General features: G+C 35.1%; 17 protein-coding genes. All 17 read right to left on the bottom strand.

From position 1 onward, the window contains the following. Positions 1-35: 35 nt before the first annotated feature. On the bottom strand, positions 36-1,031 hold the full coding sequence (locus tag CLV31_RS17680; protein ID WP_111394401.1) for a hypothetical protein: 996 nt from the start codon (positions 1,029-1,031) through the stop codon (positions 36-38). A 324-nt stretch (positions 1,032-1,355) separates the two neighbouring features. Beyond that, positions 1,356-2,414, bottom strand: coding sequence for a hypothetical protein (locus tag CLV31_RS17675; RefSeq protein ID WP_111394400.1), 1,059 nt, complete (start codon positions 2,412-2,414; stop codon positions 1,356-1,358). Continuing rightward, complete coding sequence (asnB, locus tag CLV31_RS17670; RefSeq protein ID WP_111394399.1) at positions 2,414-4,264, bottom strand: asparagine synthase (glutamine-hydrolyzing); 1,851 nt, start codon at positions 4,262-4,264, stop codon at positions 2,414-2,416. The genes CLV31_RS17675 and asnB (CLV31_RS17670) overlap by 1 nt, the downstream gene beginning before the upstream one ends. A 22-nt stretch (positions 4,265-4,286) precedes the next feature. Beyond that, positions 4,287-5,582 (bottom strand): phenylacetate--CoA ligase family protein, encoded by a 1,296-nt coding sequence (locus CLV31_RS17665; protein WP_111394398.1) that lies wholly within the window; start codon positions 5,580-5,582, stop codon positions 4,287-4,289. Next, positions 5,583-6,626 carry a glycosyltransferase family 4 protein gene (locus CLV31_RS17660; protein ID WP_111394397.1) on the bottom strand — a complete coding sequence of 348 codons (1,044 nt, stop codon included), beginning with the start codon at positions 6,624-6,626 and terminating at the stop codon, positions 5,583-5,585. It abuts the gene before it with no gap. Next, the gene (locus tag CLV31_RS17655; protein WP_111394396.1) at positions 6,623-7,522 is read right to left on the bottom strand and encodes an NAD-dependent epimerase/dehydratase family protein; all 900 of its coding nucleotides are present in this window, start codon (positions 7,520-7,522) and stop codon (positions 6,623-6,625) included. The genes CLV31_RS17660 and CLV31_RS17655 overlap by 4 nt, the downstream gene beginning before the upstream one ends. Next, positions 7,519-8,715, bottom strand: coding sequence for a glycosyltransferase family 4 protein (locus CLV31_RS17650; protein ID WP_111394395.1), 1,197 nt, complete (start codon positions 8,713-8,715; stop codon positions 7,519-7,521). The genes CLV31_RS17655 and CLV31_RS17650 overlap by 4 nt, the downstream gene beginning before the upstream one ends. Before the next feature lie 14 nt (positions 8,716-8,729). After that, positions 8,730-9,920 (bottom strand): O-antigen ligase family protein, encoded by a 1,191-nt coding sequence (locus tag CLV31_RS17645; protein ID WP_111394394.1) that lies wholly within the window; start codon positions 9,918-9,920, stop codon positions 8,730-8,732. Positions 9,921-10,148: 228 nt separating this feature from the next. Then, complete coding sequence (locus CLV31_RS17640) at positions 10,149-11,225, bottom strand: glycosyltransferase (RefSeq protein ID WP_111394393.1); 1,077 nt, start codon at positions 11,223-11,225, stop codon at positions 10,149-10,151. Then, positions 11,222-12,343 carry a glycosyltransferase family 4 protein gene (locus CLV31_RS17635; protein ID WP_111394392.1) on the bottom strand — a complete coding sequence of 374 codons (1,122 nt, stop codon included), beginning with the start codon at positions 12,341-12,343 and terminating at the stop codon, positions 11,222-11,224. Before CLV31_RS17635 ends, CLV31_RS17640 begins: the two co-directional genes overlap by 4 nt. A gap of 2 nt (positions 12,344-12,345) precedes the next feature. After that, positions 12,346-13,491: a glycosyltransferase family 4 protein gene (locus CLV31_RS17630; protein WP_111394391.1), complete on the bottom strand. Its 1,146-nt coding sequence runs from the start codon at positions 13,489-13,491 to the stop codon at positions 12,346-12,348. Between the two features lie 7 nt (positions 13,492-13,498). Continuing rightward, positions 13,499-14,887, bottom strand: coding sequence for a glycosyltransferase family protein (locus CLV31_RS17625; protein ID WP_111394390.1), 1,389 nt, complete (start codon positions 14,885-14,887; stop codon positions 13,499-13,501). A gap of 3 nt (positions 14,888-14,890) precedes the next feature. Then, a complete protein-coding gene (gene asnB, locus CLV31_RS17620; protein ID WP_111394389.1) occupies positions 14,891-16,759 on the bottom strand; it encodes an asparagine synthase (glutamine-hydrolyzing) in 1,869 nt (622 codons plus the stop codon). Between the two features lies 1 nt (position 16,760). After that, on the bottom strand, positions 16,761-17,837 hold the full coding sequence (locus CLV31_RS17615) for a glycosyltransferase family 4 protein (RefSeq protein ID WP_111394388.1): 1,077 nt from the start codon (positions 17,835-17,837) through the stop codon (positions 16,761-16,763). Between the two features lie 9 nt (positions 17,838-17,846). After that, the gene (locus CLV31_RS17610) at positions 17,847-19,649 is read right to left on the bottom strand and encodes an ABC transporter ATP-binding protein (RefSeq protein WP_111394387.1); all 1,803 of its coding nucleotides are present in this window, start codon (positions 19,647-19,649) and stop codon (positions 17,847-17,849) included. A 5-nt stretch (positions 19,650-19,654) separates the two neighbouring features. Then, positions 19,655-20,374 carry a hypothetical protein gene (locus CLV31_RS17605; protein WP_111394386.1) on the bottom strand — a complete coding sequence of 240 codons (720 nt, stop codon included), beginning with the start codon at positions 20,372-20,374 and terminating at the stop codon, positions 19,655-19,657. Between the two features lie 5 nt (positions 20,375-20,379). After that, positions 20,380-21,129, bottom strand: a complete 750-nt coding sequence (locus CLV31_RS17600) for a CmcI family methyltransferase (protein ID WP_111394385.1) — start codon at positions 21,127-21,129, stop codon at positions 20,380-20,382. Between the last annotated feature and the right edge of the window lie 3 nt (positions 21,130-21,132).

Genomic DNA, 21,132 nt, shown 5'->3' with positions numbered 1-21,132 from the left:
TAAGGGGATTACATTCAGGCCTAACTTACCACTCTTCATATATTAGAGAGGATATGCTCAACATAGCAAAAAGGGTCAAGAAATCGGCTACTCCAATCTCTGTTATTTTGTTGAATTTCCTTATAAAAATTATTCTTTTTTAAGACACTAATTAAATCCGGAATTATTGAATAATTTTCTCTGTGATTCGTCGAGAGAAAATTTACATCTTCACGAAAATCTTCCATATGAATAGTAATCGGAGTACTTACAATCGCTTTACCACATAAAGCGTATTCCCCGATTTTCCATCCCGGAGTATCTTTGAGTCCATCATCTGCTACCCCTATATCACATTCTGAAAGAATTTTCAGGTAATCTTTCTTTTTTGTGGCTCGAATATCAAGTAGTACATCATTACTAGTCCTTATCGCAAATTCATCCGGAAATAGACCAACCACTGAGTCAGGGAAATGCTTTTTAATTATTCTACATGCATTGGTTCGGAATTCATTTTGTATTCTTCTCCTTTCCTTCTCAGCTGGGTCATCATTTCTAGCAGGGTCCCAAAGTCTAGTCATAAAAATAACCCTTCCTCCTGAATCATTTTTTCTCTTAAACCTATTGATATGTATACTTCCATGATATTCATTGGCAAACCAGCCAAAAGTATCTGATGCCCTTAGGAATTCTACCAACGATCCTTTCTTAAAAAAAATGGCAGGATCCATTTGAGACATTAGTCGAAAGGGATTACCTGCAATATTGATATGAAAATTCAATGGAAAGATATTTCCAAATTTCTTACTATCAATTGGATCTAAAGACCTTTTAAAGTAAGCATCATAAGCTAAAGGTGAATCAATTAGAGATCTATCATCAGAATAATCGAAAAAAATAACTTTCTGATTATAGTAAAGAATTGCGCCGTTCAGATGAATATCTGTATTAAGTCTAATATATAACTTAATCTTCATCTTCTCTGCATAGGTAGAAAAGCTATAAAGAAATTGATTATGGTGTGTGGTCCAAACAGGGATCTCTATTTCCATCAAACAAAACAATTAAATACTCATGATTATTTCCATTTGGTCGAATATTTATGGATTCTCCAAACTTTACATGAATTGATTATCCAAATTAAACTAAGAATGAAACTTGAATTCTCCAAAATAAGAAGCTATGATTTCCCCGTATCATAATTAACCAATTCTATTTTAAAATTTTCTAATAATACTTAACAACCAAAAAGTTTGATACTAATTTAGGATTTTGATTACATAGAAATACTGCCTACAATGTTCCTTATATCCCAATAAGGATGAATAGGAAAATAGCAATTCAGGAACAAATCACTGGGAAAAGGAAGAAAGATTTTATGGTATCATAAAACTTTCCTTAAGAATTTGATCCATTTCCATGGAAAGAAACTTCATTAAATGATCCTTTTGATAATAATCTTCCCAAACTTTTCTACATCTTCTTTGCCAATCCTCCAATTCATCCGATGTTTTGTCCCGAAAAAATTGACTTATGGCCTCATCAATGGAATTCCTTTTTTCATAGGGTATCGAAATATAAAATTCAGATTCTTTGATAAATCTTCGGAAAGGAATTTTTGAATCCGTATCGATTAATATGGGGATTCTTCCCATGGCTAAAGTTTGGAAAAATCTCACTGAATAGTTTCCCATTCCCCTTAGACAAACTGTAAAAAGATTATTTCTTATATTTTGGTAGAATTCTTTTTCTACTTTCGTTTTTTCCAAGGCGGTCTGTGCGCCCGCTCTATATTTTGTCCTGTAGATAAAATCAGTATCGATCAAATCAGATTCTTCCAAGTAGCTCAATAATTTATATCTCTCAAAAGCGGGAAGAAAAAAGGGAACTTTAAGAAGGTTGGATTTACCCCATTTCTTGTTGAGTCTCAGGCCTTGAATTTGGAAATAATCTTTCAGCGTTTTCAGTCCATTTGAAGTAGCTTGTCCACAAAAACCGAGCGTGGGTTTTACAGATTTTTGGATTGGACATATAAGCCCTTGGAAGTATAACTTTAAGGGGTCCTGGGACAGGAATGCGGGAAGCTCTATCATGTTGGCTTCTGAGGCATAACTTCCTGGAGTGAATAGGAAATAATGCTCAACTTTCGGATCAATTACCAGATCGGAATTAGAAAAAAGTCCAAATGGCTTCCTAAATTTTAGTGCCAAATCATGCCATTTTCGAATAAAATTTCTTCCTTCGTCAGATACTAAATCTGTTAGAAATACTGGAATTAAAATCCAATCTGCATCTTTGGGATCATCTACTTGTAAAAAATTTTCTTCACCCAATTCAGAGAGAACTAAGGAATCATCTGAAGCCCTCTCAGCAATTTCGAAAAGTATACTTTTTTGATTAGAAAGCTGAGGAAAATAAACTTTCAATTTTTGCATTATGGATTTTCAAATTGGATTTTAAACCAAAGAGTCAAAAAAAACAGCTGTCTGACTAAGCCATAGTTTGTTTTTCCATCCTGTCGGAAATCTTTAAGAATTTTGGGAACCTGAAGTTTTTGGAACGTATCGTATTCTAAGATCGGACTATTCTGGATGGTATGAAAATGAGTTAAGAATTCATCTTGTCGAAGAAAATATTCATTCCAGGGAACTGACAAGCCTATTTTAGGATGCTTGGTAATATAATCGGGTAAATGTTTCCCCAAGGAGTCAAACAACAGCTTTTTTCCTTTTCCTCTGGTATCAAACCACGAATCTGAAAGACTGGCCACTCCAATAACTAAATTTGGATCAAGAAAAGGATCTCTACACTCAATTGAGGCCCCCATGGTAGTCCGATCATTTCGATCATTCAAGGTAAAAAGATGGGTATGCTGTTCGAGATAGAGAAGTTGTCTTAGTCGATTATTTGGATACAAGGACTTGGCTTCATCTAATATTTCTCTGCGGTATGGAACTTCCAATTCCCCTCCTAGCCCCCCGTAAATCTTAAAATCAGAGAGAAAGGTTTCATTACTATTGGACATCATCTGAAAATCTTGATTACCTTCGGCAAGGTATCTTTTCATTTTTTTCATTCTGTCCTGTTTCAGATATTTTTCAGGGATATACCTGAGACCTTGAAGGAGTTGATATCTCCATGCCTTGTCATGAACTTTGTACCGAACATAGCCTCCCATGATCTCATCAGCCCCTTCACCACTTAACAAAACAGTTACTTTCTCTTTTGCTTTCTTGGAAATCCCCAATATGTGACCATCCTGAAGGTGCATTAGGGGTTCATCGTGGTAATTTATTGCTTCTTTTACGAGCCCCATCAAATTTTCACCTCTGAATTCGTGGGAATTAAAATCAACACCTAAGTTTTCTGAGAATCTTTTGGCAACATCCGATTCATCGTGTTGATAATTGGAAAAAGAAATATTCCAAGAACTTAAGCCTCGAAATCCCTGAGCAGACTGACTGTAAAGCACTGAACTAGAGTCTAATCCACCACTCAACAAAGTACCTACGGGAACGTCAGATATCATTCTGTATCGGATAGATTTATGGAATGTTTCTTCGAACCAATCCAATGGATTAGATATTTTAGGAAAAGAAAGCGCAGCTGATTTTAACGAAAACCACCGATAATTTTCTAGGATTTTTCCTTCAGGGGAAATTCTCATCCAATGACCTGGAAGAAGCCGCATCACTGATTTAAAAACTGTATTCTCTCCAGAGACATAACGATAGAAGAATAGTTCGTTTAATGCTGCAGAATTTATTTGTTTTGCAAATCCAGATCCAAAAATTGCCTTTGGTTCACTTCCAAATACGAATACTTCTTCATTCTGAGCATAGAACAAGGGTTTGACTCCAAATCTATCCCGAGCTAATAGTAATTCTTTTGAAGATTTGTTAAATAGAGCAAATGCAAAAAAACCATTAAGTCTCTCTAAAACTCCCATACCGTACTCAATTAACAGGTACAGGAGTACTTCTGTATCAGAATGGGATTTAAAAATATACCCTTTTGAAGATAGTTCAGGCAAAAATTCTTGGAAATTAAAAATTTCGCCGTTAAACACTAAAACATACTTTCCATCAGGGGAAAAATAGGGTTGATTACCTGCTTCAGTAAGGTCCAAAATTGACAATCTTCTATGAACCAGTCCGAGATTATCCTGCAGGAACTTTCCCGAAGCATCAGGACCTCTGTGGGAGATACTTTCTCCCATACTATCCAACAAATCCTCTGTGATACTTTGGGACTTTTTATGGATAATTCCTGCTATGCCACACATGTTTAAATTAGTTAGTGTTGATTTAATCTAAATGAGAAACAAAATCCCTTAGCTTTCCTGCTTGCTGACGAAAATCATATTTTTCTTTTAACGTCAATTCAATATCACTAAAATATTTTTTAGCTTCCGTAAAGACTAAGTTTTCTAATTCGGGTGTTACTTTTTCTTTTACCCAAATTTCCATTCTTCCTTTTTGATATTGATGAGCTTGAAAATCAATAGACCTGTTTTCATTAAAATATATATTCTTAAAAATATAATACAGGGTCAAACTTGGATATATTTGATTTTTCCCAAAGATTTTTTTTCCAATTCTGCCTGTTACTTCCATAATAATTGGAGATTCCATTCCACAGGCACATTTGTATTCCGATGGAGCCAAAACAATTTCATCTCCCAATTTGTAGCGGATGGTTGGAAAAGAAAAACTTTGAAGATTAGTTACGATTATGCCTCCATCTTCGGAATCTCTTTCAACATGGACTCCTTCCATATTTATGTGCATACTTCCCTTAGGACATTCGAATGCAATGATTCCTGATTCAGTAGAGCCGTATTCATTGGCAATTGGCATTTTATAAATTCTCCGAGCGATATCTTGGTAATGGGGAAAAACCTTTTCTGAGGTTCCCTTTACCAATTTCAAGGAATCAAAGCTCGGATTATCATTTTTGATAAGGTTGGCTAGCTCATAAATCATGGAGCTATAACCTTCAATAATCTTTACATGCTTAAGTCTAGGTAAAAGTTTTCTTAATTTTTCAGGATCATAATCAAATAACCTGAATCTATTAACTAAAAAATCCATAAGGATTAGTTTAATCCTTTTAAGGGGCGCAGTGTTATATCCCCAGAAATATAATTTTCTATCCCAAGGATTAGCTCCAAACCAACTATATCCTCTCCATATAGCGGCCCTATTAAATGAATCCCAAGATTCATCCCGATGAAAAGTCAAAATTTCGCCTGATGTCCCAGAAGTTTCTACAAAAAATCTCTTTTTAAAAAACGATTTCGGGGTATGAATACTTTCATTAAACTCGATCAACTCTTTTTTCTCGACTGGCTTTAATTTTCTAAATGCCTCTAGGGACCAAGAAGTACACGGGTTGAAATTTGCTTCCTCAAATCGCTTTTTGTAAAAATCGCTATGTTGAAAAGCAAAACAGCATATCTTCTTCAGTCTTTCCTCATTTAATTTTAAAAGCTCTGATTGGGAAGATTGCTCGGTCTTTTTCAACTCTTCAAAGTGCGCAAAAATTGAGGGGTTTCTTTTTTTGGCACCTTTAAAGAACAACCACTTATGGAAATTCAACATTCAATTCCCCAAAAAAACAGTACAATACCTATTCCAAATTTGCTTCATATTTTTTTTCAAATCAGCATGTTTCTCCACGAAAGACCTGTTGTATTCTCTGGCCCGTGCAGCCAAATCGGAATTATTTAAATAGAAATTAACTGCCTTTGCAAGTGCTTCAGGATCTTCAGAAGGAACCAAAATCCCATTTTCCTTATCGTTGATAAAGGCTCTGGTCCCTGGTAAATCTGAGACTATTGGGAAACAGCCTGAGGCCATGGCCTCAAATAAGGAAGCAGATACCCCTTCAGTCTTAGGGAATGAAAGGTACAATCCTGAATTTTCAAGCAACTTTGGTAGTAGTATATTAGGGATTCTCCCCAAAAACTCCACTTGATTTTCAAGACCAAGTTTCTTTGTTTTTTCCTTTAAAAATGGAGTAAGTGGTCCATCACCAACTATCTTCAATTGAAGATAAACGCCTTCAGACTTTAATATTGCCAAAGCATGAAGAATTTTTTCATGTTGATAAACCGGAGTGAGGCTTCTAGTGACAATTGCAAGATTGGAAATTTTCTTTCCGCCTGGGGAATAATTTTCCAAATCAATTCCCTTGGGTAATATCATAATCTTATTTGGATTAGCTCCCGAATTAAGGATAGCAGGTACCATCACTTCACCCCAAGCATGAATTAAATCCACGTATCGATAAACAATTCTTTGAAGGAATCTTTTGTAAACACCAGACCAGCCATCTTCCGGCCAAGCATCTGTAATCCCCTGCTGGGCTACAACTCGCTTTTTTGCATTTACAAGAAGTGAAAAAAAACCATAACTGGTGGCTCTTTCGGCCAGGACTAGGTCATATGATTTGTGAAGGTTTGTTTTAAGAACTCGTATACCGAAAGTAAAGAATTTAAGAAGCCTTCCAGTCCGGCTGGTGGTACTTTTTACTTCGAGGGTATCAATAGCCACACCAGAAGCGAGCTCAATGCCTTTAATCCAAGTTTGGGCATCTGCGCGGTATGTTTCCCCTAAAAAAAGTATAGATTTAGGTTGATTCATTTGTTAATCTGAGAAATTTCCAAGTTACCTATCACAGGTTTAGGCCTCCATCCGATTTCATTTTTTGCTTTAGTATCATCGAAAGTTAAGGAGTCGCCAAGTTTAGCAAGCCTATGGGAATTAATTGGGAATCCCGGTACTCTATTACCTATCCATGTGGCCATCCTTAAGAGCCTCTGAGATATACGTTTGATTTTTCTTCCATAAATATCTCCTAAATACTCCTCCAGTTCTTTTACCGAGGGATTTTGTCCATCTGTCAAATTGTAGGTTCCAGAATAGGGTCGAAGTGTAGGAATCAATTGAGCCACATCCTCTGCTAAAACCATGGACTTTCTAGCCTTAGCCTCTCCAATCCTACGGTAATATCCCTTTCTGATAGCCTTAATCATTGCGCCCAGATTTCCTGGAGGATTGTTTGCACCTGCGACTAAAGGAAGTCGAAGGATGACCAAATTCATATTATTCACCGATGCCCAATTTTGAAGAAGATATTCAGCTTCGAGCTTACTTTTTCCATAAGCGGTATTAGGACTAGGTTTCATATTTTCGTTAATCATCTCCCCTTTTTCAAGGCCGTAGACTGCCACCGTACTAATAAAAACGAATGATTTCGGCTTTGTAATCATCTTATCCATTGCAGAAAGGAGGTTTTTTGTGCCTATCAGATTTGTCTGAAAGAAACTCTGTTCTTCTTTCTGATTTTTTGGGACCCGATGTGCCAAACCAGCATTGTGAATTACCAAATCTACTTCGGGTAAATCCGGAATTTGCTTTTCCAAATCACATGAAATGGTATTTCTATTGGACCTTCCCAAAGTAATAACCTCTCCTTTTAGGTGTTTAAGAAGATAGAAGCCTAAAAAACCTGTTCCTCCTGTAAGCAAAGTTTTCATGCAACCGTCTCCAATATTCCATTCAAGAATTTTGTTGCCAAAATGGTCCGATTAAATTCATTTTCCGCAAGTTTTCTTGCATTTTCTCCCATCAATTTGGCTTTTTCTGGATTATGGATGAAAAAATGAATGGCCTTTGCGATTTCTTCCGGTTTTGAGGGATCCACATTAATCCCACATTCATGCTCTTGGACCAAATCCGCTATCCAACCTCTTGTAGATTGAATAATTGGGACTCCTGCAGCAAAAGAATCAAACATTTTATTAGGAGAACTGGTATGTAATACCGGCAAATCTTTGAATGTCACAAAACTTGCAGAAGCAAGCGAAAACCATTTAACAACTTCTGTTTTTGGAATCAATCCCAAAAACCAAACTTTATTTTCTAATCCAAGAGATTTTGTTAATTGGATGAGATATTCCTTTTCGGCCCCATCTCCAATAAATACCATTTGGAATGTAATATTTTTAGCCACGTTTAGTCCATGAACAATTTGGCGACAATCATCCATTAAGCCCAATGATCCCGCATAAAGAAAAATTGGGGTATTAGTATCAAATCTTTCTGGTAATTTGGGGATTATTGACTCTTTTCCAAACAATTCCGTGTCAGATGAATTGGTAATTACCAAAACTTCTGAGGTAGGACTGACTTCCCTAATACCTGATTTCATTCCTTCAGAGCAGGCAATTACCAAGGAGGAAGAGGAATAAACAATTTGTTCGAACTTGAGGGCGATTTTTTGCAAAAAAGGATTCCGGAGTTTACCCAGCTCAATTCCTCCTTTTGGCCATAGGTCTCTCACCTCAAATACCAGCGGTTTTTTTCTTATCCAATGTGACAATAGTCCAGGAATGGCTGTGGTAATTGGGCCTGAACTAGAGATTACAACATCGTGGGGATGAGTAAGTGCAAAATAGGTTGCTGTTGCACTAAATCTTAAAGCATTCCAGGCCCTTTTAAAGAATGTATCTTTATTTGAATCAGGGGAATCAATTACAATTAGTTCAACGCCCTCTATACTTTGATGTGAAATAAAGCCATCGGCTTTAATATCCGATTTGTAATATGGGGAGGTTACTACACTAATTTGATGTCCTTCTTTAACCCACCTTCTTGTAAATTCATAATATCTTGTGCTCCAACCCCCATTAGGAGTTCCGAAATACTGGTAAAATATAAGAATCTTCATTAAGGGTATCGCCTTTAACGTTGGACCAAAGTTTGATTGATATTATCAGCCATTCTTTTGGATTTCGTAGCAACCAGTGACTTTACCATTACCATGCTAAGTCCAATAGTCAGAGGAGAAACAAAAGTTCTCATGGCAGCATGAAAACTAGTGAAAACACCTACTGCATAAAATGCACAAACAATGGCGACAATAGAGGGATCTGCATTAGACCTTGGTAGTCTGAAGGCCAAAAAAACAAGAATCCCGAAATAAATTGCGCCTAAAACCCCGTGTTCTGCGAGTAAACGGCTAAACTCAACATGAGCTACCACACCGTTCATTTTTTCCCTGAGGTACTTTGATGCACCTGCACCAACTCCCAGAACGGGGCTCTTGAGCCATAAATCAAGGTCACCTTCTAGGATATCCAATCTTCCTGAAGTAATTAAATTCAAATCCTTCTCTTTACCACCAGACAAGGTACCGCTTGTTTCACCTTGATACCTTAAAAAAAGCATCCCATTTGTCAAGACATTTACCAGATAAAATACACCAATCATAAGACCTAGCGCTGGTAAAAGGTAATTTCCAATCTTAGGGAGTTGATATTTGACTATTTGAGATGGACTAGCTCTTTTGAGAAAATAAGTAACTATCACTATTCCGACAAAACCTGTGACCATCCCTCCTCTTGAAAAAGTTAATAGTCCTTGGAGAATAAAAACTACCATCAGAAATGTGTCAAAAACTTTATGCCCAGAAAATCTCCACTTATTGATCCAAAAGATAAATATAAAGAAAGAAGCAAGCCCCAATCCGGTTGATACTTGATTGGAACCAAATCCCCCGCTAGTAACCATATTTGCTCCCAACTCAAATTCGACTTCATCTAAATCGGGCGCTTTGAAAAAAGAATGGCAAAGTACAGAGATCAATGGAAGGATAGCTACTCCTATTATTTTCTTCAACATACTCTTGGAAATTGAATGACTTGAAAATAATAGAATTGCTATTCCTGTATTGATAGGCCCTAATAGGTTAAATACAAGATCCTGCCTAACTACTCTACCTGATAGATCCCAAAATAGGGAAGGAATTAAACACAAAATCATCAACAAAGCCGCCAAATTGTTGATCTTATACTTGAAAATCCCGATCAAACCCAATAGTAAAAACAAATATTTACTTAGCTCATAGGGGATTATCGGTGAGGTATTACTCATTCTAGCAATTAGCTCGAAGGAAATATGATAAGTCAAAAATGCGATGTAAATAGAAAGAGGTGTTTTCGGTCGCAGGACTACCCAAATGGATGAGAAAAAAGATATGTAAAACCAAGCGATGATCGGTAATGGGCTAAACAGCGAAGCCCCACCCAAAAAGACATGGATCAGAATCCAATAAAGAAATGATTTCGACCTGAGGATAAGTTTTATCAAGGGACTATTGCGTTAGATTTTTTGACCTAAAAGCTCCTCGTATTTTTGAAGAAATTTCTCTTTCCCAAATTCCATTTCCACAAATGTTTTAAGGTTTTCCCCTAGCTCTTTACTTTTATGGTAATCTAATAAAAATTTTTTCATGCCTTCTGCTAACTCTTTTGGAGAGCTTTTTGGGACAATTATCCCCAAATTTTCCCGGCAAATAACCTTTTCACAATCGCCTACATTTGTCGTAACAACAGGCAAAGCGGCCAATCCATATTCTAAAAGAGCTACAGGCAAGCCTTCAGATTCAGAACTCAATACGCCGGCATGGGATTTCTGTAAATATGCACTAATGTCATTCACTGGACCTACAAATTCAACAAAATCACCCAAATCGAGCTCTTCAGCCTTTTTTCTTACCATTGTTCCCCATTCAGGGTCGACCCATTCCCCAACCAAAAGAGTTCTAAAATTTAATCCCTCACTTTTTAAAAGATATATAGCTTCCAGTAAATTCAACTGATCCTTTTGAGGCCTAAAATTAGCTAAATTCAAAAAGGTGAATTTTTCAAATTTCCCCTCGGGGTTCAGAACTAACCAAGGAAAATTTGGGATATACTGGACGTCATTTTCCCTGTATGAAAATGTCATTTTCCAAAAACTTTCAAGTTTATGATTAACAACCACTATTTTAGAGATCCATTTTGATAAAAGGATCATTTCTTTTCTTGGGTAGATTCGTAATTGATCACTCAGTCCAAAATGATCATGCCATACCAAGACAAATTTCCCTAAGACCATCTTCAGCAAAACTGCCCAAAAAACAGAAGTGCTATGTGCATGGACAATATTGGGATTAACTCTTCGGGTTATTTTCAATAGGTTCCAAAAGGCAAATACATCATAAAATGTCTTTTTATTCAAATAATGGACTGTTACGCCATTGGGTATGAAGGTCTCAAGTCCTCCTGATTTCCTGGATACGACCAGATGACTTTCCCAACCCCGTTCAGCCAAAACCCCTGAAATATTGACACTCATTCGCTCGGTACCACCCATTGACAAAGTGTCCACTATTTGAAGAAACGAACCCTTGTTCATTCCTTTAATAATTTTTGGATTTCTCTTTCGAACTTTTCAATAGTGAATTCCCTTGACCATTTCATCGCATTTGATGCCTTCTGAAAATAAATAGTGGGGTTGTTTAACAGGGCTTCTATTGTAGAAGCCATTAGAACAGGATCTTTATCAATCAACTCACCACGCTCTCCATTTCCCAACATTTGTGGAACACATGATACACTGGTTGTAATCGGTACACAGCCCCAAAACATTGCTTCTGCAACTGCTTTCGGCCAACCTTCAGAATCTGATGCAAAAAGCAGAAAGTGGCTGGCCTTATAAGCTTTTTTTAGAATTGGCCCCTCGACATTGCCATGAAGAAAAATGTTGGCTTTTAAATCCCTTTGATCAATGAAATTTTGAATGCTAATCCGTTCGGGACCTTCCCCATAAAGATGGAGTTGGCAATCAATCCTTTTTGCAACCAATTCTGCAGTAGCAAGGCAGCTTAACATGGGATTTTTTCCGTGGTGGAGGCTGCCCACAAAAATAAAAATCAACGGGAAATCTAAAGTTCTTAAAGGTGTTTCTTCGATCTCATTCACGGTATAAGAAGCTGTAAAAAAACTTAATAAATTCTTATTTCCAATCCCCCAGTCTCCATAAACTAAGACTTTCATGTTTTTGGTTAAAAACTGATTTGAAAGGATGTTCCTTTGCCATCGATAGGTTAAAGGTTGCGGACTACTTGGGTCCCAGTTTCCGGCATATTTTGCCGTTTTAGCTTTTTTTGAAAAAAATATTTGAGTTAGACAACCCAATAACCCCATATTTCCTGGACACCTGAGATGAATATGATCTGCTTTAGCCATTTGTATAAATAGTTCAAAAAATATTTTAGGGAGATTCCAAATTAATTTTAATCTAGAAAGCCACGTTAATGCATCAATTTCAGGAGCCTGAACTATTTTTATGTTTGGATGTATATAAGCGAGATCGATAGGGTTTGGAAGCAAATCTGATTTTTGGGGGGCCAAAATCACTACCTCATCTACTTGTTTAATCCACAGATTTATTTCTTTGACATATGGTCCGTAGGCAAATACCTGGCATCCATTAATTTTATGGACAACATGAGAAATGATTAAAAATCTCATCCTTACTTATTCGATTTTATCATTTTTAGATAAAAAATAATGTTATCTGCAAGAATAGTTTCAATATCGAATTCAGTTTTAACCTTTTTCAATCCTTCCAACGCTCTCCTTTTCATTTCTTTTTCATCAGATAATACCTCAATGATTTTATCAGCAATATCCTCAGGATTGAATGGGTCACATAACCAGCCAGACACTCCGTCCTCTATTACTTCAGGACCGGGTCCCTCTTTAGTATAAATCACAGCCCTACCAGTAGCCATGGCCTCAAGTGCTACAAGCCCTAGAGTTTCTACATGTGATGGAAACACACAAACGTGGGCTGTTCTAAATACTTCTGGTAATTGTTGCTGATTTACTGGACCATGAAAAACAATTTGTGGCTTTACTTTATCTGGAATAGTTCCCATTAGTTTCTTCAGGTATGAATTGCCTTTTGAATCTTTCCAATCCCTTCCATAAACATTCAATTTTACCTGCGGGAATTTACTCAAAACCTTTGGAATCGCCTCACAAAGCTGTCGTATACCCTTTTTTTCTACAATCGTTCCAGCAAAAACCAAATTGTAGGGATCTATTTTATCAAAACCATTCTCTTCAAAAACGGTTAAATTAATGGGGTTCTTTATTACTTGAACTGGCTTTGAACCTAAAGGCAAGAATTTTGATGTATGCTTTACCACGTAGTCAGAAACACCAATAAAACAATCAGCTTTTTTAAATGATCTTTTTTCTTGAAATGATTTCCACTTACTCACTTCCCTCTTCTCACCTTCTGCAAAAAAATTGTGGCCACCATGTAATCTTATGAGATATACAATGTTCTTTCTTTTGGTAACGAATGAAAAACTCATTTCAGAACCTTCCAAAATATCTATTGGTGTTTCTTTATTTAGTATTTCGATTTCCCGATCAACTGCCCTATTGTTTAAATACCATCCCAATCCCTTGGTCCGCGAGAAGGGTGTGTAAATGATTGTTACGCCTTCAATTTGTATTATTTCTCTGGGACCTGTTGTTCCATTAATTACAGATACTTTATGTCCCGAACGAACTAAAGCGGGACAAAAAACTTTCAAAAAACTCCCAATTCCGCCATGGGCTATTCCATGCCGAGGGTATTCGTTAGTTAAAAAACAGATATGCATGCTTGAATTAATTTCTTCCAATAGAGATTAAAGCATCTACAATCCTTTTTGAAGCTGGATTTTCAGGACTGGGTTCAACTATTTTCTGATACCATTTCTTTCTGTCTGGAGCGATCAAATCAGGGGTTTCCAAGGCTCGTTTCAATTGACTTGAAATTTCCTTTTTTGAATAAATAAATCCAACTGCTTCCCAATCTCCCATTGATCTAAAGTGTTGAAATTTATAAATGGTTTCCACTTGATTTATCGGATTTACACCCGGGTGATCATATCTTAAATACAGCCCGACATTGCCAAAAGTTGAAAAATCTAAGGCCATTGTTGAACCCATGTTTATTACTACTTTGCAGTGATATGCCAAGTTTACGAGTAGCTCAATATCTTCGTAAAGAGGAAAATAACTTCCCCAATGACATCCTCTAATCCAAATGGGTTCAATTAACTTTACTTCCGGATGATCCTTTAATACTTGATTAAATCTGTCTATTGGTTCTACTGGCACTGGTCTAAAAATTAATTGTACATTGGCGATACCAAACGTTTCTTCAGCAACATCACGTAGAAATTTGGGATCATCCGGGGATGTTAAGGTATCACAACCCGAAAAGCAAACCCATTCTTTTGAGAGGTCCAAATTGTATTTTCTGCCAAATTCCTCCCTATCTTGGATAATTCCATTCTTGAAATAAAAATCAAATTGTGGAGAGCCAGTAACTATAATTTGGGATTTGTCAATTTCAGGGTAATACGTGAAAAGTTCATCTTTCATATAGTTACTCCAAACCAAGTATTGATCTGCCCTAAAAGGCAATCTTCCTTTAGGAAGGTTATCCCAAGAATAAATAGCTGTTGACGTCGGTATTCCCAAAGACCTTGCCGCCTCAATTGCTGGAGTGACTGAAAACACACGCTGGTGAGTACAAAATAGAATGTCAGGATTGATTTCCTCTAAAATCCGTCGAGATTCAAGGAACTCTGAGGATTTTTTTATTTCCTTAAATCCAAGGGATTCTATTTTAACGATTGAATTGTAGGAATGGAGACTTTTTCCAAGCAGCACAGCAAAGAAGTTCAATAGTTTGCCCTTAAAAGAATTTGAGACTCCGGTCCAATTAGATAAAATAGTGGGATTCTGTACTTTTTGGGAATTTAATCGAAGTCGTGCAAATCGCCCTGCTTCTCTAAACAATTGAACAAAAACCCCATTGGGCCGATGAGAGAAAGGAACTTGTTCAAAAGTTGCGCCGAGCCTTTCTTCGGCAACTTTTATTAACTCGGGGTCCAAACTATGCCACAAAATAACCTGATTACCACGATTTAACAGATCGGTGATTAAATCGGAATATAAATAGTTTCTAATGCCTATACCGTCAGGAATTAAAAGGCAAACTCTCATAATTTAGTTTTTGGGGAAAGAAAATGACAATTCTTGTTCTAAATGAAATACCCTCAACCAGATTTCCAAAACAAGTGCTGAAAATAAAATTCTGGCTAACGACTGTCTTGGTGATTTTCGATGTTCTCCTAACATCTCCAGAATTCCTTGAGAATTAAAGTTTAAAAATTGCTCTGACAATTTTTCTCCAAGAAACTTTTCAAGGGTATTTCCCCAATCTCCGACTAGGTATTTTGAATACGGAATAGAAAATCCTTTTTTATTTCCTTGGTGATCATACCCTACCAAATCCTTGTATATGGATCTAGTGATTTCTTTATCCATTCGATTGGGCATAAGGGAATTAATATCACTTCTAAACGAAAGGTCTACCAATCTATGATCTAAAAATGGAGCTCTTACCTCCAAAGAACTTTTCATAGATGCTGAGTCAACTTTAAATAAAAAATCAGCTGGCAATCGGGAAGCCATATCTACTCCAAATGATAATTTTTCAGGATTTTTTGAATAATCACTTCGGATTTCTCTACAAAGTTCCAAAACTCTATTTAGGCCTCTTCCGCTCTTAAAAACCTTATCAAAACAGCCAGAAAGATTTGTTTTAGAGTAAAACCCATCCCAGCCATTTAGTTTGATTCGATTTTTATCAGAAAGGTATTTTTCCAAAGAAGAGTGAGTAAATTCCATCAATCCAAACAAGGCCAATCCTCCGGCAGGAATCCTTTTTTGACCATACTTTAAATACAGACTAGGCTTATTGTAAGACCCGAAGACTTCATCTCCTCCATCACCTGAAAGCATTACTTTTGTATGAGAAGCTACCGTCTCAGTTACCAAATGCGTAGGGATCAAGGAAGCATCTGCTAGCGGTTGAATGTTTTTCAACAACTTGGCTAGGATATTTAAAGCACCAGGATTTACACTTACAATTTCCTGTTGAATTTTTAATTTTTTAGCAAACTTCTTAGCATCTTCTGTCTCATCAGAACTTTCATCACCAGTTGACATAGTTATAGCAAGTAGATCTGATTTCAGTTCTTTAGCAATTCCAGAAATCACAGAAGAATCTATTCCTGAACTTAAAAATGTGGCAACAGGGACATCAGCAAACAATTCCCTTGAAATGATTTCAGTTAAAAGATCTCTTACCTCACTTTTTAAAATAGTGAAACCGGGAGAATAATCTACTTTAGTCGGAATTTGGTAGTATTTGCTCCAAAAAGAATTTCCGTTTTTAATAACTAATTGACTAGCAGGAGGAAACACTTTAACTTCCTCATAAATACTATGATGAAGATTTATATACATATTCTCCATCAAATCCACAACTGCATTCTGATTAAGAGTAAGTCTCTCATTAAATAGCTTTTTTAGAGCAAGCAATTCAGACGCAAACAAAATTTTGTTATCAGATTCAATATAAAAAATAGGTTTTTCTCCAAAACGATCACGAGCCATAAAAACCTCATTGGAAAAATGATTATAAATAACCAAAGCGAACATGCCTTCCAAATATTGTGTCACATTTGAACCATATTCACGGTAGGCAACTAGGATTACCTCCGTATCAGAAGTAGTATAAAATTGATATCCCTTTTCTTGAAGTTGGTTTTTCAAAAGTTTATAATTATAAATCTCACCATTAAAAACAATAGTCAATCCTAAGTCTTCTCGGTAAAAAGGTTGATTAGAGGATGTAGACAAATCAATAATTGATAAGCGATTGTGTCCTAAGGCTATATTGGAGTTATACCACCTTGAACTGGCATCCGGACCTCTATGATTTTGAGAATAAATCGCATCATCAAGAAGATCATAGTCTTTTTGATTAAGCTCAACATTCAACCCTATAATTCCAACTATTCCACACATATCAAACTAAGGCAGCCATGTATCTAAGTTCCCAAGATTTATAATCATGAAATAGTTGCAATTCAGAAGGATTAGGGGAAAAGTCTATATATTTTTCCCAAGCAAAGTCAAATGCTTTTTCCCAAGATTCCAAAGAATTAGGCAAATCGACCAAAATTGCTGAAGGAAGCCCTTTAATTACATCAGGAATACCTCCTACATTAGAAGCAATAACAATATTCCCGCATTTGGCAGCTTCTACAAGTGAAAGACCAAAACCTTCCTGCCAAAGGGATGTAAACGCATAAAAATCACTAATCTGTAAATATTTAGCTAATTCTGAATTAGGAATTTTTCCGATGGAATGCATTCTATTGTTCATTGAAAAATCATCGAAAGATGTTCCAATGACCAAAATCTCAAGATCAGAATATTTTTTTAAAAGTCTTTTTGAAAGATTTATAAAAATATGAAATCCCTTTTTTGGCCTATTATTAGACATCCAAACTAAATATTTTGAATTTTGGGAAAAACCTAATTCCGCTTTCATCTGTTTCTTTTGAAAAGAAGAAATGGGAAAAAATAAATTTGAATCAACACCATTACCTACAACTGAGACCATAGGACAAAACTCATCATTAAGGCGAAAAGTTTCTAAATAACCAGACTTGGTGAGAAATAAAACCTTATCTACATGCTTTCCCCAAGTGGAAGGCAAATGGAAAGAATGCCCATGAAATGAAAATATAAGCTCAAACGAATATGAATTACCTTTTAATATGGCAAAGGATTCAAGGAGCAGAAGATCATCCATCACCAAGACAGAGATCTCAGAATGACTTCTATAAATTTCTTTAAAGGACCTAACAAATTGGGAAGCTCTATAATGAATTAATTCTTTTTCTCTCCATCTTTTTGGAAAAAAAGGAATCCATTTTTTTTTCTTACAATAAATATTTTTTTCACTAAAATTACCATTTGGTGATAATATAAAATCAAAAAAATCAGGAAAGTTTAAAAAAAACTTACTGATCCTATTGGTCCAACTACCAATACTCTCATTAGGCAAACCAATATTAGAAACAAGAATTCGAACCATAGGAATAAATTAAAATTCCTGCAACTCAATCATTTTCTTGAATTGCAAATTTCTTTGATAAAGTTCATCAAAAGTACCTGTATCCATTACTTTGCCAGAAGCCATAACAGAGATAGAATCAGCCTTTTTAATAGTACTTAATCTATGAGCAATTAAAATCATTGTAAATTTACCCATTAACATATCTATATTTTCCTGAATTTGCTTTTCGGTTTCAGAATCTAAAGCTGAAGTAGCTTCATCAAAAATTAAGATATCGACGTCTTTAAACAACTCTCTAGCAATAGAAATTCGTTGTTTTTGTCCACCACTAATTAAAATCCCATTATCGCCTAGTCTGGTATGTTCTTTTTCGGGAAGACTTTCAATAAAACCATCTAGGTTAGCCAAACGAATAGCTTTTTTAAATTTATCAAAATTATCAGAATTATGAGATGCCCAAAGTGTAATATTATGATAAATAGTGTCATTAAAAATCACAGGTTCTTGAGTGATATATCCTATCCTTTCTCTAAATGAAGCAAGATTAACATAATTCCTATCCAAACCATTTACGTAAATTTTTCCAGAAGAAGGACTTATAAGTCCCACAATCAAATTAACTAAGGAGGTCTTTCCACTCCCGCTCTCACCAATAAAAGCAAAAGTTTTCAAAGAAGATATATCCAGATTAATATTACTAAGAACTTGAAAACCATTTGGATAAGAAAACGAAACATTCTCGAGTAAAATATAATTTACTTTAGAAATTAATGGAGTATCAGGAAAACGTTCTATTCCAAGATTAAATTCTTTGATTAAATCTACAGAAGATCTTAAACCTCCAATATTGGCAATGAATCCTTGCCAACTCCCTTGCAAAGTTACTATATAGTTTAGAGCACGATACAAAAACATAAGGCTTAACATAATTGTAGCAATAGCTCCTTCAAGATAATGAACTTGAATAACAATAATCAATACAACAACAAGAAGAATAATAGGCTCTCTTGCGCTTGACATTATTGCATTGTATTTCCCAATCTTTCTTTGATTAAACTCAATCTTATCTATAATATCTTTAATCTTAAGCTTATAAGAATAAAAATATCCAGTAGCTTTTAAATATTTAAAATTATATACACTTTGTACCAAGTAAGATTGGTAGGTATGTCCCAAATTTGACAAACCCAATGAAGCAATTTCCGTACTTTTAAAAAGATATTGAAACATGAAATTTGAAAGTAGTCCCCCTAGGCTTACTAAAATAGCAAATTCTAAATTCGAAAGCATTGCTAACGAAACATAAACTAAAAGCAAAACTGCATGTTGAACAGAATTAAAATAAGCTAAAAATCCATATGTAAGTTTAATACCTTCAGCACCCAAAACATTTTGAATTTTTCCTGAATCCAAGCCTAGGAAAGCCTTGTAATCTAAAGAACTCAAACCATCAACAAGTTGATTCCTAAGTTTTTTGACAAACTTATTTTGTAATCTAATCTTATAAATCCCATCCACATACTTTAAAATAGCTTTTAACAAAAAAAGCAGAATCATTATAACAATGACCAAGGTCAAATTAACGCTGAAACCTAAAGTCTGAATCCAATCAAAAAAAATCTTAAGATCACCTAAAGAATCGAATGAATTTATAGAACCTCCATCAGCTGCTAATTGGAAAACTGGAATAAACATAGCCAAGCCAAATCCATCCAATAGCCCCACTAAAATACTTAAAAAGATAAGAATAAATGATCTGTAACCTAAATACGTATAAAAAAAATAAAAATGTCTGAAATATCTTTGAACAATATTTTTAGAAACATTCATAATATTCACGCCCTATGACGAAAAGAAAATCGTTTTAATTTATAATATACAAAATACTTCAACCGCTTGAATATAGAAAAATATATTTTTTCATTATGAGTCCCATCATATCCATGATAAAAAGGATATGAAGGCAACAAATTAAGCTCTCCCCCATCAATTAAATAAAGGAACAAACTTTTCATATATGCATGCTCCATAAAGACTAATTTATCTTCATCTAAAAAAAGATCTATCGCTTTCAAAAAATAATTCTCATAATACTTTTTTTTCATTATCATCAATCTCGAATCAGCCCACTTTAAATTACGAGTAGGATTTATATATATATCCGCCTCAATATAATTGGTTTTAGACAATAAATTAAGCAAATTTCTAATTATATATCGACCAGTAACCTTAACAATGTAATCTACTTCCTTTATAAAAGTAGAATTTTCACATGCATATTTAATTATTTCTACTTCACCTGGCGATTTTCCAAGATGACTAGCTACAGATTCGAAGGAATGATACTCAAACTTATCAAACTTTGTCTTTAAAGACAATATCTTCTTTGAAAAGGTATTAGAATTATCGACAAAAACAACAGTGAATCCCTGTGACAAATAGAAAGAAACAGCTCCAAAATAATCATTCTCACGCTCAATTGGATCATTCCTTCCATTTAATAGATTGACATGCTTAGGAAAAATTGTAGCTGTTAAGAGCAAAACGTAATTCATGAAAACTATGATAAATCAATACTTGGATTAAATGGATTAACTCCCTTATAAATAAATATAAGATTATGGTAAAAATGAACTGAAGAAATAATTTCCTCGTAAGGGGAAATTTCACGATTAGAGTTTCTCATTTCAGAATGATTTAGCCCATGGATTAAGGATTTAAAATACGAAACAGCATTTTTAGGATTATCAATATTAAGTTCATCCCCTCCATATTCTTTCCAATAGGAAGTTTGGGTATCCTCAACTACATATATTCCTCCATTTTTCAACAAAGGAAAGAGGATTTTAAAAGATTCAATTATATGTTCATTTTGATGACTTCCATCATCAATAATGATTTCAAATCCTCCAACTCTATTTGAAAGATTGGTTAATAGCTCCCTATCAATTTGACTTCCCTGAATAATTTTTATTCGACCTTCTTCTAATTTTGATTTATCATAAATATCCAAACCATAAATCATTGCATTTGGAAAAAATCTTTCCCACATTCTTAAAGACCCACCACCTTGTGTTGGACTTTCATATCCACCAATTCCAATTTCCAAAATATTTAATTTCTTTTTACGAAAGGAAGAAAAATGAAACTTATAATGGGGGGTATAAAAGTGCTTACCCCACTTATCAGTTTTATAAATCGTGGCAAGGAAATTCAAGTCCTGAGCCTTTGAAATAGTTCTAAATCTATTAAAAAGTCTAATTAACTTTCTTCTATTTTGGAAGCTAAAATTTTCAAAATATTTTTCCATAGT

This window comes from Algoriphagus aquaeductus (assembly GCF_003253485.1).
Classification (GTDB): domain Bacteria; phylum Bacteroidota; class Bacteroidia; order Cytophagales; family Cyclobacteriaceae; genus Algoriphagus; species Algoriphagus aquaeductus.
Note: the sequence above shows the minus strand (reverse complement) of the source record. Positions and strands in the feature narration are given on the sequence as shown.